Annotated in this window: 16 protein-coding genes; 15 read left to right on the plus strand and 1 reads right to left on the minus strand. The window is 44.3% G+C overall.

What is annotated here, in order from left to right; genetic code table 11:
- Positions 1–23 precede the first annotated feature (23 nt).
- The 9 genes from secY to H0S56_RS02165 all read left to right on the plus strand — a co-directional run bounded on the left by secY (position 24) and on the right by H0S56_RS02165 (position 7,391).
- Entirely contained in the window at positions 24–1,343 is a 1,320-nt protein-coding gene (secY, locus tag H0S56_RS02125; protein WP_171054339.1) for a preprotein translocase subunit SecY, read from the plus strand.
- A 19-nt stretch (positions 1,344–1,362) separates the two neighbouring features.
- Complete coding sequence (rpmJ, locus tag H0S56_RS02130) at positions 1,363–1,479, plus strand: 50S ribosomal protein L36 (protein WP_000867907.1); 117 nt, start codon at positions 1,363–1,365, stop codon at positions 1,477–1,479.
- A gap of 105 nt (positions 1,480–1,584) precedes the next feature.
- Complete coding sequence (rpsM, locus tag H0S56_RS02135; protein WP_004281492.1) at positions 1,585–1,941, plus strand: 30S ribosomal protein S13; 357 nt, start codon at positions 1,585–1,587, stop codon at positions 1,939–1,941.
- Positions 1,942–1,960: 19 nt separating this feature from the next.
- Positions 1,961–2,347 (plus strand): 30S ribosomal protein S11, encoded by a 387-nt coding sequence (gene rpsK, locus H0S56_RS02140; RefSeq protein ID WP_004281491.1) that lies wholly within the window; start codon positions 1,961–1,963, stop codon positions 2,345–2,347.
- Between the two features lie 12 nt (positions 2,348–2,359).
- Positions 2,360–2,986 (plus strand): 30S ribosomal protein S4, encoded by a 627-nt coding sequence (gene rpsD / locus H0S56_RS02145; protein ID WP_004281490.1) that lies wholly within the window; start codon positions 2,360–2,362, stop codon positions 2,984–2,986.
- A 16-nt stretch (positions 2,987–3,002) separates the two neighbouring features.
- Complete coding sequence (locus tag H0S56_RS02150) at positions 3,003–4,010, plus strand: DNA-directed RNA polymerase subunit alpha (RefSeq protein WP_004281489.1); 1,008 nt, start codon at positions 3,003–3,005, stop codon at positions 4,008–4,010.
- Between the two features lie 18 nt (positions 4,011–4,028).
- On the plus strand, positions 4,029–4,394 hold the full coding sequence (gene rplQ, locus H0S56_RS02155) for a 50S ribosomal protein L17 (RefSeq protein ID WP_004281488.1): 366 nt from the start codon (positions 4,029–4,031) through the stop codon (positions 4,392–4,394).
- A gap of 217 nt (positions 4,395–4,611) precedes the next feature.
- Complete coding sequence (locus H0S56_RS02160; protein ID WP_148335047.1) at positions 4,612–6,102, plus strand: flavin-containing monooxygenase; 1,491 nt, start codon at positions 4,612–4,614, stop codon at positions 6,100–6,102.
- A gap of 137 nt (positions 6,103–6,239) precedes the next feature.
- On the plus strand, positions 6,240–7,391 hold the full coding sequence (locus H0S56_RS02165; protein ID WP_195726033.1) for an IS4-like element ISAbe18 family transposase: 1,152 nt from the start codon (positions 6,240–6,242) through the stop codon (positions 7,389–7,391).
- Between the two features lie 50 nt (positions 7,392–7,441).
- Here H0S56_RS02165 and H0S56_RS02170 read toward each other — a convergent pair whose 3' ends face one another.
- The gene (locus H0S56_RS02170; protein ID WP_195725559.1) at positions 7,442–8,614 is read right to left on the minus strand and encodes an acyl-CoA dehydrogenase family protein; all 1,173 of its coding nucleotides are present in this window, start codon (positions 8,612–8,614) and stop codon (positions 7,442–7,444) included.
- A 183-nt stretch (positions 8,615–8,797) separates the two neighbouring features.
- Here H0S56_RS02170 and H0S56_RS02175 point away from each other — a divergent pair, with 183 nt between their 5' ends.
- The 6 genes from H0S56_RS02175 to H0S56_RS02200 all read left to right on the plus strand — a co-directional run bounded on the left by H0S56_RS02175 (position 8,798) and on the right by H0S56_RS02200 (position 14,131).
- Positions 8,798–9,055, plus strand: coding sequence for an FAD assembly factor SdhE (locus H0S56_RS02175; RefSeq protein WP_004281484.1), 258 nt, complete (start codon positions 8,798–8,800; stop codon positions 9,053–9,055).
- The gene (locus tag H0S56_RS02180; protein ID WP_195725560.1) at positions 9,048–9,434 is read left to right on the plus strand and encodes a hypothetical protein; all 387 of its coding nucleotides are present in this window, start codon (positions 9,048–9,050) and stop codon (positions 9,432–9,434) included. Before H0S56_RS02175 ends, H0S56_RS02180 begins: the two co-directional genes overlap by 8 nt.
- Before the next feature lie 117 nt (positions 9,435–9,551).
- On the plus strand, positions 9,552–9,716 hold the full coding sequence (locus H0S56_RS02185; RefSeq protein WP_180037179.1) for a hypothetical protein: 165 nt from the start codon (positions 9,552–9,554) through the stop codon (positions 9,714–9,716).
- 254 nt (positions 9,717–9,970) lie between these two features.
- A complete protein-coding gene (locus H0S56_RS02190) occupies positions 9,971–11,011 on the plus strand; it encodes a hypothetical protein (RefSeq protein ID WP_195725561.1) in 1,041 nt (346 codons plus the stop codon).
- 67 nt (positions 11,012–11,078) lie between these two features.
- The gene (gene rrtA / locus H0S56_RS02195) at positions 11,079–11,651 is read left to right on the plus strand and encodes a rhombosortase (protein ID WP_004281478.1); all 573 of its coding nucleotides are present in this window, start codon (positions 11,079–11,081) and stop codon (positions 11,649–11,651) included.
- Between the two features lie 197 nt (positions 11,652–11,848).
- Entirely contained in the window at positions 11,849–14,131 is a 2,283-nt protein-coding gene (locus H0S56_RS02200) for a TRAP transporter large permease subunit (RefSeq protein ID WP_195725562.1), read from the plus strand.
- Positions 14,132–14,172 lie beyond the last annotated feature (41 nt).

Consider the following 14,172-nt stretch of genomic DNA (forward strand, 5'->3'; position numbering starts at 1 on the left):
GTTCTTCAGGTCATGTCAACATGATGAAAGGCCAACCATTTCATGTGAAATACCGTGAAATTATTCGTCGAATGATGTTTCTCATTGGTGCGTTGTTGGTGTTTCGGCTAGGAGCGCATATTCCAGTACCGGGCATCAATAATGCGGCCCTAGAAAACCTGTTTAATGCAAACCAAGGTACTATCCTTGGTTTGTTTAACATGTTTTCCGGTGGTGCATTAGAACGAATGTCTATTCTTGCTCTCGGGATTATGCCATACATCTCTGCATCGATTATTGTGCAGTTGATGTCAACTGTGGTTCCTTCGCTGGAAGCTTTAAAGAAAGAAGGCGAGCAGGGCAAACGTAAAATTAATCAATACACACGACAAGGTACATTATTCTTGGCGCTGGTACAGGCGATAGGTATGTGTGCAGGCCTGATCAGTCAGGGGATTACCCTGAATACTGGTTTGGCTTTTTATGTTCCTGCAGTAACCTCACTGGTTGCGGGGACCATGTTCTTGATGTGGTTGGGTGAGCAGATTACCGAGCGTGGGGTGGGGAATGGTATTTCCATGATCATCTTCGCAGGTATTGTTGCCGGATTGCCTAATCTGATTATGCAATCTTTCTCATCTGTAGATAATGGTCAGACCAGCCTGATTGGCTTGGTAATTTTTGGTTTGTTGTCTCTGGGTGTTTTGGCAGCGATCGTGTTTATCGAGAAAGCGCAGCGTCGTATTCCGGTAAACTATGCTCAAAAACAACAAGGTCGTCGTGTATTTACTGCACAGCAGACACATTTGCCATTAAAAATTAATATGGCGGGTGTGATTCCGGCAATTTTTGCCAGCTCATTGCTTTTGTTCCCTGCGAGCTTAGGTCAGTGGGTGGGTAGTGCAGATCCAAATGCTGGATTTATTAAGCGTAGCCTGCAAGATGTCGCATTGGTATTGTCGCCTGGTCAGCCGTTGTATTTGGTGCTCTTTGGTGCGTTAATTATCTTTTTCTGTTACTTCTATACAGCACTGGTATTTAGTCCTAAAGAAGTGTCAGAGAACTTGAAACGCAGCGGAGCTTACGTCCCTGGTATACGTCCAGGTGAGCAAACTGCTCGTTACTTAGATCATATTCTCAATCGTTTGACCTTTATTGGCGCGATTTACATCGCAGTCATTTGTTTGATGCCGATGGTATTGCAAAGTTCATTTGGTATTCCATTCTATTTGGGTGGTACCTCTTTGCTGATTGTTGTGGTAGTAGTGATGGACTTTATGGCTCAGCTGCAATCACACCTTACTTCGCACCAATACGATAATCAAACGTTAATGAGAAAAACGACTGCTCATCCTAAGGGATAAGCGCACTTGAGGTTTCATCATGAAAGTACAAGCTTCTGTTAAGAAAATTTGTGGTAGCTGTAAAGTTATCCGTCGTAATGGGGTTATCCGCGTAATTTGTAGCGCAGAACCTCGTCATAAGCAGCGTCAAGGTTAATCTGATTAAGACCTGTTGATTTCTGTAGGCGAATTAGGTTATTATCCGCCCCTCAAGATTTTTGTGGGGCGGTTGATTATCTACTGCCTTTTTGGAGAAAATTGAATGGCTCGTATTGCCGGTGTAAACATTCCGGATAACAAGCACGCTGTTATCTCTCTAACGTATATCTTTGGTATTGGTCGCCATACTTCAAAAGCTATCTTAGCTGCTGCTGGTATTGCTCCAACTACTAAGATTCGTGAATTAGATGACGCTCAGCTTGATGCGATTCGTGCAGAAGTTGCTAAGGTTCCGACCGAAGGTGATTTACGTCGCGAAATTTCCATGAACATTAAACGTTTAATGGATTTAGGCTGCTACCGCGGTCTTCGTCATCGTCGCAGCTTGCCTGTCCGCGGTCAACGCACCAAAACTAACGCTCGTACCCGTAAAGGTCCGCGCAAACCTATTAAGAAATAAGATTTCTGGAAGCTAAAAGATGGCTAAAGATACTCGCGCACGCAAGAAGGTCACTCGTACCGTCTCTGAAGGTGTCGCACACATTCACGCTTCTTTTAATAACACCATTGTGACTATTACCGATCGTCAAGGTAATGCACTGGCTTGGGCCACTTCAGGTGGACAAGGCTTCCGTGGATCACGTAAATCAACTCCGTTCGCTGCTCAGGTGGCTGCTGAAGTTGCTGGTAAAGCTGCTTTAGACTACGGTTTGAAAAACTTGGACGTCCTTGTAAAAGGTCCTGGTCCTGGTCGTGAATCTGCGGTTCGTGCTTTAGGTGCAGTGGGTTATAAAATTAACAGCATTACCGATGTGACGCCAATCCCGCACAACGGTTGCCGTCCACCTAAAAAACGTCGCGTGTAAGGAGAAACATTCATGGCTCGTTATATTGGTCCAAAATGCAAACTCTCTCGTCGCGAAGGGACAGACCTGCAACTTAAATCAGGCGTTAAACCGTTTGATGTTAAGACAAAAAAACATGCGAAAGTTCCTGGCCAACACGGCGGGGCTCGTGGTGGTAAACAATCTGAGTACTCACTACAATTACGTGAAAAACAAAAAGTACGTCGCATGTACGGTGTTTTAGAGCGTCAATTTAGTAACTACTATAAAGAAGCTGCTCGTGTTAAAGGCGCAACTGGTGAAAACCTGTTGAAGCTACTTGAAAGCCGTCTTGATAACGTTGTTTATCGTATGGGTTTCGGTTCTACTCGTGCAGAAGCTCGTCAGTTAGTATCTCACCGTAGCATCACTTTGAATGGCCGTCGTGTTAACATTGCGTCTATCCAAGTTAAAGCGGGTGATGTGATCGCAGTTCACGAAGGCGCTAAGCAACAATTACGTATCAAAAACGCAATTGAATTAGCTACTCAACGTGGCATGCCTTCTTGGATGGAAATTGACCATTCTAAATTAGAAGGTACGTTCAAAGCTGCACCGGATCGTTCTGATTTACCTGCTGAAATCAACGAAAGCTTGATTGTAGAATTGTATTCTAAATAATCCTTGAGGAAGCAATATGACGCGTACTGCAAATGAGTTTCTAACTCCGCAAGCGATCAAGGTCGAAGCGGCAAGCGGGACCTCGGCAAAAGTTATTCTAGAACCATTAGAGCGTGGCTTTGGTCATACTCTTGGTAATGCTTTACGTCGCATCCTTCTTTCTTCTCTACCTGGCGCAGCTGTGGTAGAAGTTGAGATTGAAGGGGTCGAGCACGAGTACAGTACTTTGGAAGGCTTGCAGCAGGACATCGTCGAGCTCTTGCTGAACCTAAAAGGATTGTCGATTAAGCTGTTCGATCAAAATGAAGCTTATTTAACATTAGAGAAACAAGGTGCAGGCGACGTAACTGCGGCTGACCTTCGTTTACCTCATAATGTTGAAGTGGTTAACCCTGAACATTTGATCGGTACTTTAAGTGCCTCAGGCTCATTGAAAATGCGTCTGAAAGTGGCTCAAGGTCGTGGCTACGAGACTTCTGATTCACGCTTCCCAGAAGGCGAAACTCGCCCAGTGGGTCGCTTGCAGTTAGATGCGTCTTACAGCCCAATCAAACGTGTTTCATACACCGTGGAAAACGCGCGTGTAGAACAACGTACTGACCTTGATAAACTAATCATTGATCTTGAAACCAACGGTACTGTAGATCCTGAAGAAGCGATCCGCAAAGCTGCAACTATTTTGCAGCAACAAATTGCGATCTTCGTTGACCTTCAGAAAGATCAAGCACCTGTTGCTCAAGAGCCTCGTGAAGAAGTTGACCCAATCTTGCTTCGCCCAGTAGATGATCTAGAGCTAACTGTTCGTTCTGCTAACTGTTTGAAAGCAGAAAACATTTACTACATTGGTGATCTTGTACAGCGTACCGAAGTTGAGTTGCTTAAAACTCCTAACTTGGGTAAAAAATCGCTTACTGAGATCAAAGATGTTCTGGCTTCTAAAGGCTTACAACTCGGCATGCGTTTAGAGAACTGGCCACCGGCTAGTCTCCGTATGGACGATCGTTTCGCCTATCGTAGCCGTTAATTAAGTAGGACTATCACCATGCGTCATCGTAATAGTGGTGTGAAATTAGGCCGTACAAGCAGTCATCGTAAAGCGATGTTCCAAAACATGGCTAACTCTTTGTTCGAGCACGAGTTGATCAAAACAACTGTGCCTAAAGCAAAAGAGTTACGTCGTGTAGCTGAGCCTTTAATCACTTTAGCTAAAAACGATACAGTAGCAAACCGTCGTTTGGCGTTTGCTCGTACTCGTTCAGCAGCAACTGTTGGTAAATTATTTACCGTTCTTGGCCCTCGTTACAAAGAGCGTAACGGCGGTTATCTACGTGTTCTTAAAGCGGGCTTCCGTGCAGGTGATGCTGCACCGATGGCTTACGTTGAGCTAGTAGATCGCGAAGTTAACTAATTTCGTGAAGAATAACGCAAGTTGTTCGAAAAGGTCGGTTGAATAAACCGGCCTTTTTTATTGTCTGTATATTTTAATTTAGAGTGATTCAGTTTCAGATAACTGATCTGGCCTCAAAAGATAAAAAAATAACGCCTTTTTAATAAACTTGACATTGTGTATTGTCAGTTTTGTGATTTAATAAAAACAGATAGCATCGCTTAGGTAAAAGAACAAGATGGAAAAGCAGGTAGATATTTTAATCGTGGGTGCGGGGATCTCGGGGATTGGTCTGGCAGCGCATCTTTCTAAACATTGTCCACAACGCTCTTTTGAGATTATTGAACGCCGCGAAAGTATTGGCGGAACTTGGGACCTGTTTAAATATCCGGGAATCCGTTCTGATTCGGATATGTCGACTTTTGGTTTTAATTTTAAACCCTGGAAGAAAGAAAGCGTGCTTGCCGATGGCGCATCCATCAAAAATTATCTGACTGAAGTGGTGGATGAGTTTAAGCTACAGCCGAAAATCCATTTTCAGCATCGGGTCTTAAGTGCCAATTATGATTCTACAACCTGCAAATGGTCAGTAGAGATCGAGGATGCACACGGTAAGAAGCAGATCTGGATCGCCAACTTTGTACTGGGTTGTACCGGTTATTATAATTATGATCAGGGTTTTCAGCCGGAGTTTCCAAATCAAGATGCATTCAAAGGTGAATTTATTCATCCGCAACATTGGCCGGAAAATTTAAACTATAAAGGCAAAAAAGTGGTCATCATTGGCAGTGGTGCGACCGCGATTACCTTGGTTCCTGCGATGGTGAAAGGTGGAGCAGGGCATGTCACCATGTTGCAACGTTCCCCAACTTATATTGCTTCTGTACCCTCGGTCGATTTTATTTATTCAAAAATGCGTAAATATCTGCCTGAGGAGGTCGCCTACAAGCTGACACGTGCGCGTAATATCGGCATGCAGCGCGGGATTTATGCTTTGGCACAGAAACAGCCAAAATTATTAAAATCACTTTTGCTTAAATCGGTGCAATTCCAGCTGAAAGGTAAAGTGGACATGAAGCACTTTACCCCGAATTATGAACCTTGGGATCAGCGTCTCTGTGTGGTGCCGGATGGGGATCTGTTTGAAATTTTACGTGAAGGGCAGGCATCGGTTGCAACGGATCAGATAGAAACCTTGACCGAAACTGGAATTCAGCTGAAATCAGGTCAACATTTGGATGCTGATATTATTGTTTCTGCAACGGGTCTGAATATTCAAATCCTCGGCGGGATTCAGGCGACGATGGATGGTCAGCCTATCGATACCTCACAGCATATGCTGTATAGAGGCATCATGGTCAGTGATATACCAAATATGGCGCTGATTATTGGCTATATTAATGCCTCCTGGACGCTTAAAGTCGACATTGCAGCAGAATATATTTGCCGTCTGTTGAACTATATGGATCAGCAAGGTTATGCACAGGTAATTCCTCAGGGAGATCAGAGTGAATTGCTTCAGGATACCGTCATGGGCAGTCTCAGTTCGGGTTATATTGCCCGGGCTGCAGACGTCATGCCAAAGCAAGGCAAACATGCTCCGTGGAAAGTCAGCAATAATTATCTGGCAGACCGTAAGGAGCTCAAACAGGCTTCGTTTGAAGATGGTGTACTGAAATTTAGAAAAAACAGTAATGCTTTAAAGCATAAACCGCGTCTGGTTTCTTAAAGTTATATCTTTGCATACAGAAAAAGGAGTCCTGAGAGACCACTGCTGTCCCATAGTTTGCTTTAAATAAAAAAACCTGAGTCCTAACAGTTAAAATATGAGTGCAAACAAACACTTTAACGACCAGGATTCAGGTTTTGTCACATCAGAATACCGTATTTCATGAGCTAATTAAACCTGTTGTGCGACAGGATTTTGAACAACTTGCTAAAGTACACCATGTTGGACAGAAATTTAGAGCGGCTTCCCGGTGGGATCAGTTTATTGCCATATTGATGTCTCAATTCTCTTGTAGGCAAAGTCTGAGAGATATTCAATCCAATTTGGAGTGCCAACAGGAAAAGCTAAGTCATCTCGGAGCAAAGTCTATTCCCCGAAGCACGCTGGCACGAATCAATGAGCAGCAGCCTGCTGCCTTGTATCAACAGCTATTTTACAAGTTGCTTAAATACTATGAACACTCGAAAGTAGCTCATAAATTTCGCTTTAAGAATCCCTTGTATTCCTTGGATGCCAGTCATATTGACCTGTCGCTTTCCTTATGTGAATGGGCCAAAGTTCATGACTCAAAAGCCAGCATGAAACTCAGCATAGGATTGAATCACAGCAATGATATTCCTGAGTTTGTTGCAGTTGAAAATGGCAAAGAAAATGACATGGTACAAGGCCGCAAATTCCAGTTTCCTGCTGGCAGCATTGTAGTTTTTGATAAAGGCTATGTCGATTACCAATGGTATGCAAATCTGACTGCTCAAAACATTGGATTTGTCCCACGTTTTAGGCCTAAATCTGTGTATCAGGTGATCCGGCAACATCCAGTGCTTGAATCCAAAGGTATTCTAAAAGATGAAACCATTCAGCTGAATAGCGCACATGCCCTAAAAAGAAAAGCCCCAGTGTTAAGAAGAATTGAATATAGAGATCAGCAAAGTGGCAAGCACTTTAGCTTTCTCAGCAATAACTTTCATTTAGCCGCCTCCACCATTGCGGCGATTTATAAAGATCGTTGGAAAGTTGAGCTGTTCTTTAAGGCGATTAAGCAGAATCTCAAATTAAAAGCGTTTCTAGGCCGCAGCAGGAACGCAATTCAGACACAAATCTGGATTGCGATGATCGCCTATTTATTGGTGAGTTTCGCTCAACATTTAGGGAAAACAGGTTGGACAGTTCAACGTTTACTCAGAATAATTCAAGTGAATTTGTTTGAAAGAAGAACTTTAAAAGCTTTATTTTCACCCGATAAAATACCCATAAAACAAGAGGAAGCTCAAATGAGCTTCCTCTTGTGAAAAATTGTGGGACAGCAATGCCTGAGAGACTCCTTTTTTATGCATCCATTTTAAAGTGAACGTGCGATGAGTTCTTTCATAATTTCATTGGTACCGGCATAAATCCGATTGGCACGGTTGTCGATATAGGCACGGGCAATCGGATATTCCAGCATATAACCATAGCCGCCATGCAATTGCAGACATTCATCAACGACTTTGCTGTACATTTCTGAAATCTTGTATTTGGCCGCCGCAGCGGCATCTATGCCTAGTTCGTGCTTGAGTTGCAGCTGCATACAGCGATCCAGATAAGTGCGGCAGACATCGATCTCGGTACGTAGTTCTGCCAGTTTAAAACGGGTATTTTGAAAATGGCTGATGCTCTTGCCAAATGCCTGACGTTCCTTAGTATATTTCACTGTATGTGCGAAAGCAGCTTCAGCGCCTGCCTGACAGATAATTGCCACAATCAGGCGTTCCCAAGCCAGCTCTTTCATCAGCATCATAAAGCCCATGCCTTCCAGACCGAGCAGGTTTTCTTTCGGAACCCGAACATTGTCAAAGAACAGTTCACAGGTATCCTGTCCTTTCATGCCAATTTTATTCAGCGGCTTGCCTTTGCTAAATCCGGGACGGTCGGCTTCGACCATAATCAATGACAGATTGGCTGAACCTTTATCATTATTGCCAGTTTTACAAACCACGATGGCCATATCACAGAGATAGCCATTGGTAATAAAAATCTTGGAACCATTAATCAAATAGTCATCGCCATCCAATACAGCAGATGTACGGACTGCTTGCAGGTCAGAGCCAGTTACCGGTTCGGTCATGGCAATCGCGGTGACGACCTCTCCAGAGGCCATTTTGGGTAGCCATTGCTGTTTTTGATCTTTATTACCAAAATTCAGCAGATAATTGGCAACAATATCCGAATGCAATGAAAATCCGGTTGCTGAATCTCCAGCATACGCCTGTTCCTCAATCAAAATCATGCTATACAGCCGGTCTACGCCAGAGCCGCCATATTCCTCAGGCATGGTAGCGCAGAGCAATCCAAGCTCACCGGCTTTATTCCACAGCTCTCGATCTACATGCTGCTGACTTTCATAACGCTCGGTATGTGGAATGACTTCTTTTTCATAAAATTTACGTACCGTCTCGCGAAAAGCATCATGTTCGGTAGTAAAGAGTTGGCGCGGCAGCATCGAGGCAAGTGGGCGAATGGCTGCAGATTGCATCTTGTTATTCCTTATTTTGATCTGTTTGGTTTAACTTAGGTCATGCCAAGATCAGCAGCAATGAGCGGAATGTTCAAATGACTTAAATCTGCTGATGCTTTTGGTCATTTCTATGAAATCCCTCGAAATTCAGCCAGCGCTTCAGGTAAACTATTCGGGTTTATAACGAGTGGGGGAAATTCGATGACTGATGACATTAGCTTAGAAGAGCGCAAAGTGATTTATCGTGCGCGTCGTGGTCTAAAAGAACTGGATGTATATTTTGATCCCTACGTAAAAAACCATTACCTGAATGCCGAGCCTTTCGAAAAACAGATGTTTGCAGAGCTGGTTGAGCAGGAAGACCCGGATTTGCTGGACTGGTTTATGGAAGTGTCTGAGCCGCCGCGTCCTGAACTAAAAGATTTTATCAAGAAGCTTAAATTTTACGTTCATGGATAATCGTTGCTTCAAGCTGAAAAGCAGTCTGTGTGCATTGGCGTTTCAGTTTTTTATTTTTGCACTGCTGATGTATCTATTGTATCAGTTATTACCGATTGCACTTTGGGCAGTGTGTGCTGTCATAGGCTTGGTGATTTATCAGCTGTTTTACCGCAAGACGCCACAGATTGAGCAGTTTGAATATCTGGATGGACGTGAATGGTCATTGACCACCAAAGCACGACCGACCCGTCGGGTATGTATTAGTCACGTGATTGATCATCAGGCGTATATTGTGGTGTATTTCCAGCATGCCAAGGCGCGACCTTTACTGATCTGGTGTGATCAATTGTCCTTCAAACAATGGAAATACTTAAAATTATTGACTAAATTAATTTAGTTGTAAGACAAACGCATTTTAATTATTTGATTAAAATAATTATAAAACAAATATTTAGATCAACTTTCTATTTTTATTGTTAGACAAAAAACACGGTTAATTCATGACTTAGAGAAATTGTCTGACAATTTATTCCCTGTGTTTTATTTTCAGCCTGTACATTTAACTCACCGACAGCAACTACGGGAAACCCTGATGGAATTTCCAGTGTGGATTTTTCTGATTATAGCGATTGTTTTGGCTCTGGTGATCGGACGATTCGGGATTGGTGCTGAAGGATAAATTTTCATCTTAATCAAGCAGGGTTTTATCATTTTTCTGCTTGTACAGTTAATAAGTAGCATGTGCTGAACCGTCGCAATGCTACTTTTTTTTGCCCAAAATTTGGGATTCTCCTAAATACAGTCAATTGCAGCGCGGCCATTTAATGGCAAGGTGCCTCGTCTAAATTAGAGTAAATACTCTTTTATTCACAAAATGCTTCTGATATCTTTAGCAGAAAGATGGACATAATCACAATTATAGAGGACAGGAAAATGTCAGGCGTCCGTAAAATATGCCAAGGTATGGCGACCATTGCAATAACAACAACAGTTTTGACGGGGTGTTCTCAGGTCATTAAAACCGGTGCCAATGTTGCACTGGGTTTCACCGAAAACCATATTGTCCCGCCGATTTTAGCGATGGATGATGCTGAAATGGTGTGTAATTCAGGGAATTCTTTAACGCCGGCCATTATGGCGACCAAAGAAATGGGGGCGGATCCGACCCGGGTAGCCGTGCTGATGTATTCGGCTGCCGGTATTTGTGCCGAGCAAAAAGCGCTGGAAGCGGAGTTACGCTATTTACGCGCTTCAAAAACCAATCAGGTGGCAGAAGCCCAGGATGCCCGAATCGAGCAGAAGCGCTGGGCGGCACTGGCGGCACAGCGTCAATATACCGGTTATCAACTGTTCCAGAGCCGTTATGAAAAGAAATATCAAAAAGCCCTGGGTGAAGAATGCCCGCGCATGAACAGTGATATCGAGCAAACAGTTTACCTGCTGGGTATGCTCAGTGGTTTGCAGGCCATGACCAATGATATTAACTCGGGTGGTGCAGTGCATGTACCGAAAGATATTGCTGCCGTGGTCGAGCGTGGGATGGTGTGTCTGGATAACGCGAAATTCTGGGGTGCGCCGAATGCCACCCGTGCGGTGATCTGGACTTTGTTGCCAGGCGCAGGGGAAGGCAAGCTTGACCCTTACCAAACATTAAAACAATCTACACAAATTGGTGAGCAAAAAGGTGTACGTTTATCTCATGCCTTGTATGCCGTAGCGGCTCAGGCCAGTGGCGATGATGCCAAAGTTCGGGATGCCTTGAAAACCTTTGCTCAGGCCCGTACGGAGGAAAAACCGGTAAATCCGCAATTCAAGCTGATTGACAGCATGGCCGCGATTATGGTCAGTGGCATATCAGATCGTTACTGGACAGAAAATACTGGTATACGTAGTGGCGATGATGGCATGCAACGTTTCTGGGATGAATCCGACAGTTCTTCCGAGCTCGATGATCTGTTCAGTGCGGATCTGTAATGCAGATACTATGCATGAAGCTTCAGGGATGAAGTCAAATTAGATGGTCAGGGAGGACAACAGGCCGATGCTAGATCAACATTTTCGACGAAAAATTATTTTTCTAGCGGCTTTTGTCTCTCTCTCTGCATGTCTGCAAATTTTTCAGGATCATTTTATCTACTGGCAAGAGAGTCTGCTGGGTGAATTCTGGCGACTCTGGACAGCGCACTGGGTACATGTGAGCTGGATTCATTACTTTCTAAACATTCTTGCCTTTATCTGTTTACCTTTCATTTTTCCACGCGCTACCGTCTGGCATTTCTGTGCCATTTTGCTGATCTTGCCACCGTTGATCAGTTTAAGCTTTTATTTTTTCTTACCCAATATTGAAGCCTATGCTGGCCTGTCGGGCGTGCTGCATGGTGCCTATGTCGCCGTAGCCTGTGTACATTTGCTGTATAAGCGGGAACGCGGCTTTGCGGCGCTGGTATTATTTTTGATTTTTGCCAAACTGGTCTGGGAAAACACCATTGGCAATGTCGGAACGGCGCAGCTGATCGGTAGTCCGGTTTTGGTTGAGGCACATTTACTTGGGGTGATTTGGGGCGTGATTCTGGCGCTGATCTATATTGTGAGCAATTATTTTCGGGATAATTAAAGGGCAGAGATAAATAATTTACTTGGCAGAAAATACAAAAAGAAAATATAAATTGTCATTTTTATTGTGCCAACTTTCATGCAAAGTCAAAACATAAAATAAAGATCCTGACCTTTGAAAAGGAATTTTCGGGGCAGAAGGGAAGATCAGCGTCCTAGAGCAAGCATCAGGCCGCTAAAATAAAAATAGGAATACACATGCAAAATGATGATCAAAACAGATCGGGATTAGGTCTGTTGCGTTATATATGGACAGAGTGGATCTCGACCTTCGTCGTACTAGTTTTACTTTTGCTCACTTTGATTATTGGCACCGGGGAAATGATTCACGGTCAGTTGCTGCGTATGGGCGAGCGTATTTACGGCGATCCGGCAACCGGAATGCAATATTCATTTTTAAGGGCTGAACCGACGCGGCCACAATGTGAACGCAATATCAATGTCGATCAGCGTGTTCAGCAGCATATGAAAGCCGATGCAGCCGATGAATACGCCGACTTCTTCGGGGTGCGTTCGGAAGCAGATGTGCGTGCTGCGGTGTTACAGGCACAGCAGGTCTGTGAAGAATCCTACCTGTTCTATGATAAAGCCATTCAACATGTGGAAGCTCATCCAAGTATTCGGGCTTATCGGACCTTTGAAACCTCTTTCTTTGGCATTTTTAAGTTTGGTACTGAAAACCGGGCTTTGCTTCTGGTCATCATGGTGGTCTTTGCTGCGATCAGTGCCACCCTAAAAACCCATCATATTGGCTTGCGTAGCCCGAGCACGCGTATCGACTTTAAAGTCTATTCAGTCGCCATGCTGGTTGCTAATGCTTTCCTGGCATTTTCATCCTATAGCCAATATCAGTCTGTATTGAACTCGGGCGTGCCGATGGGGGAGATGAAGTACATCTATTGGTTGTGGATGATTCTGTTTAGCACACTCACCTTGATCAGCCTGTATCAGGTGATCAAACAACCAAAACCAACGCGTGAGGGCGGCAGTTTTGGTCTGGCCTTTCTGAGTATACCGCTATATGCCTATATGGCCATTACTACCGGAATAAACTTTACGTTCTTTATGGATTATCCAATGGGACAGGGGATTTACCTCGGTCAATTGGTAGAGTTTTCCAGTATCTTCCTGAATCTGGCCTTGTTTATCTGGGCCGGTATGTTGCTGAAACAGACCCGTGTCGTGGACATGTTCCTGAACATTCTGCGTCCTTGGAATCTGGCACCTGAAACCCTGACCTGGCTAATCTTGCTGGCAGCGGCATTACCGACCGCCTATACTGGAGCATCAGGAATTTTCGTAATTGCCGCAGGTGCGATTATTTATAAGGAAGTCTGGAATGCGGGTGGACGCCGTCAGTTTGCACTGGCCGCCACCGCAATGTCCGGCTCAATGGGCGTAGTCTTACGTCCTTGCTTGCTGATTGTCGTGGTGGCATCACTGAATAAAGAAGTGACCACCGACTTACTGTATCACTACGGGATTTATGTCTTCCTGCTCAGTTCGACTTTATTTCTGGTGATTTCCTTATTCTTTGCAGAAAACAAATTCCGCATTGCCGCGCCAACTGTGGCTGCGCCTCAATCCGGTCGTGCCTTTATTGCGATTATTCCTTATATCGTGATTTTTATTCTGATCTGGTTATTCTATAAATATGCTTTGTCGACTGACCTGAATGAATTTACCGCACCGGTGATGATGCCTGTAATTCTGCTGATGATTGTCTTGTTCGACAAGTTACGCCATGAACCGGCGCCGTTGCCGGCAGTGGGGCATTGGGATGAAACCTTGACCGCAACTTTAAACTCAAGATCGACACCTGAACTGGCAACAGCCGGTGCCGCGGCCAATGCAGAATATCGTGAAGCTGAACATAGCGAACAACCAGGCAAAGAACTGGTGGTTGATCATACTGTGCAGCGTTCAAAAGCGACTGAAATTTTGCGTCATATCGGTTTCTGGAAGTCCATGCATATTTCTACTAGTGAGACCGTGGGACATATTGGTGCCTTGGTCATTCTGATGGCACTTTCAGTGAGTGTGGGTGGCTTGCTGGAACGTATTGAAATTATGGAAGCCTTCCCGACCGATATCAGCAGTACCATTCTGGTAATTTCACTGATTGTCGGCTTGATGATTTTTGTCGGGATGATTATGGATCCATTTGGCGCGGTCATTCTGATTTCCGCGACCGTTGCGCCAGTGGCCTATCAATATGGCATTCATCCGGTACATTTCTGGATGATTACCCTGATTGGTTTTGAGCTGGGTTATGTGACGCCACCGGTTGCGCTGAATCATCTGCTGGCCAGACAGTCGATTGGCGATGCCGAAGTGGCTGAAGCGGATGCAGAAGTTCGCCACCTGTCTTTCTACTACCGTTATGAACGCTGGATTCTGCCAGTGATTGTATTGCTGCCTACGATGCTGATCATTGCCTATGTGCCTTATATCTTTAAGCTGTTCGGCTGGTATCAATAAAAGAAAAGTAATAAAAAAGCACCTTAGGGTGCTTTTTTATT

Source organism: Acinetobacter lwoffii, from assembly GCF_015602705.1.
In the GTDB taxonomy this organism is placed as follows: Bacteria; Pseudomonadota; Gammaproteobacteria; order Pseudomonadales; family Moraxellaceae; genus Acinetobacter; species Acinetobacter lwoffii_E.

Excerpts from the sequence above, each read along its gene's own strand:
- secY (WP_171054339.1), top strand. The coding sequence starts at position 24 with ATGAAAGGCCAACCATTTCATGTGAAATACCGTGAAATTATTCGTCGA.
- H0S56_RS02200 (WP_195725562.1), top strand. The coding sequence starts at position 11,849 with ATGCAAAATGATGATCAAAACAGATCGGGATTAGGTCTGTTGCGTTAT.
- H0S56_RS02160 (WP_148335047.1), top strand. The coding sequence starts at position 4,612 with ATGGAAAAGCAGGTAGATATTTTAATCGTGGGTGCGGGGATCTCGGGG.
- rplQ (WP_004281488.1), top strand. The coding sequence starts at position 4,029 with ATGCGTCATCGTAATAGTGGTGTGAAATTAGGCCGTACAAGCAGTCAT.
- H0S56_RS02150 (WP_004281489.1), top strand. The coding sequence starts at position 3,003 with ATGACGCGTACTGCAAATGAGTTTCTAACTCCGCAAGCGATCAAGGTC.
- H0S56_RS02175 (WP_004281484.1), top strand. The coding sequence starts at position 8,798 with ATGACTGATGACATTAGCTTAGAAGAGCGCAAAGTGATTTATCGTGCG.
- H0S56_RS02190 (WP_195725561.1), top strand. The coding sequence starts at position 9,971 with ATGTCAGGCGTCCGTAAAATATGCCAAGGTATGGCGACCATTGCAATA.
- rpsM (WP_004281492.1), top strand. The coding sequence starts at position 1,585 with ATGGCTCGTATTGCCGGTGTAAACATTCCGGATAACAAGCACGCTGTT.
- rpsD (WP_004281490.1), top strand. The coding sequence starts at position 2,360 with ATGGCTCGTTATATTGGTCCAAAATGCAAACTCTCTCGTCGCGAAGGG.
- H0S56_RS02180 (WP_195725560.1), top strand. The coding sequence starts at position 9,048 with ATGGATAATCGTTGCTTCAAGCTGAAAAGCAGTCTGTGTGCATTGGCG.
- rpsK (WP_004281491.1), top strand. The coding sequence starts at position 1,961 with ATGGCTAAAGATACTCGCGCACGCAAGAAGGTCACTCGTACCGTCTCT.
- H0S56_RS02170 (WP_195725559.1), bottom strand. The coding sequence starts at position 8,614 with ATGCAATCTGCAGCCATTCGCCCACTTGCCTCGATGCTGCCGCGCCAA.
- rpmJ (WP_000867907.1), top strand. The coding sequence starts at position 1,363 with ATGAAAGTACAAGCTTCTGTTAAGAAAATTTGTGGTAGCTGTAAAGTT.
- rrtA (WP_004281478.1), top strand. The coding sequence starts at position 11,079 with ATGCTAGATCAACATTTTCGACGAAAAATTATTTTTCTAGCGGCTTTT.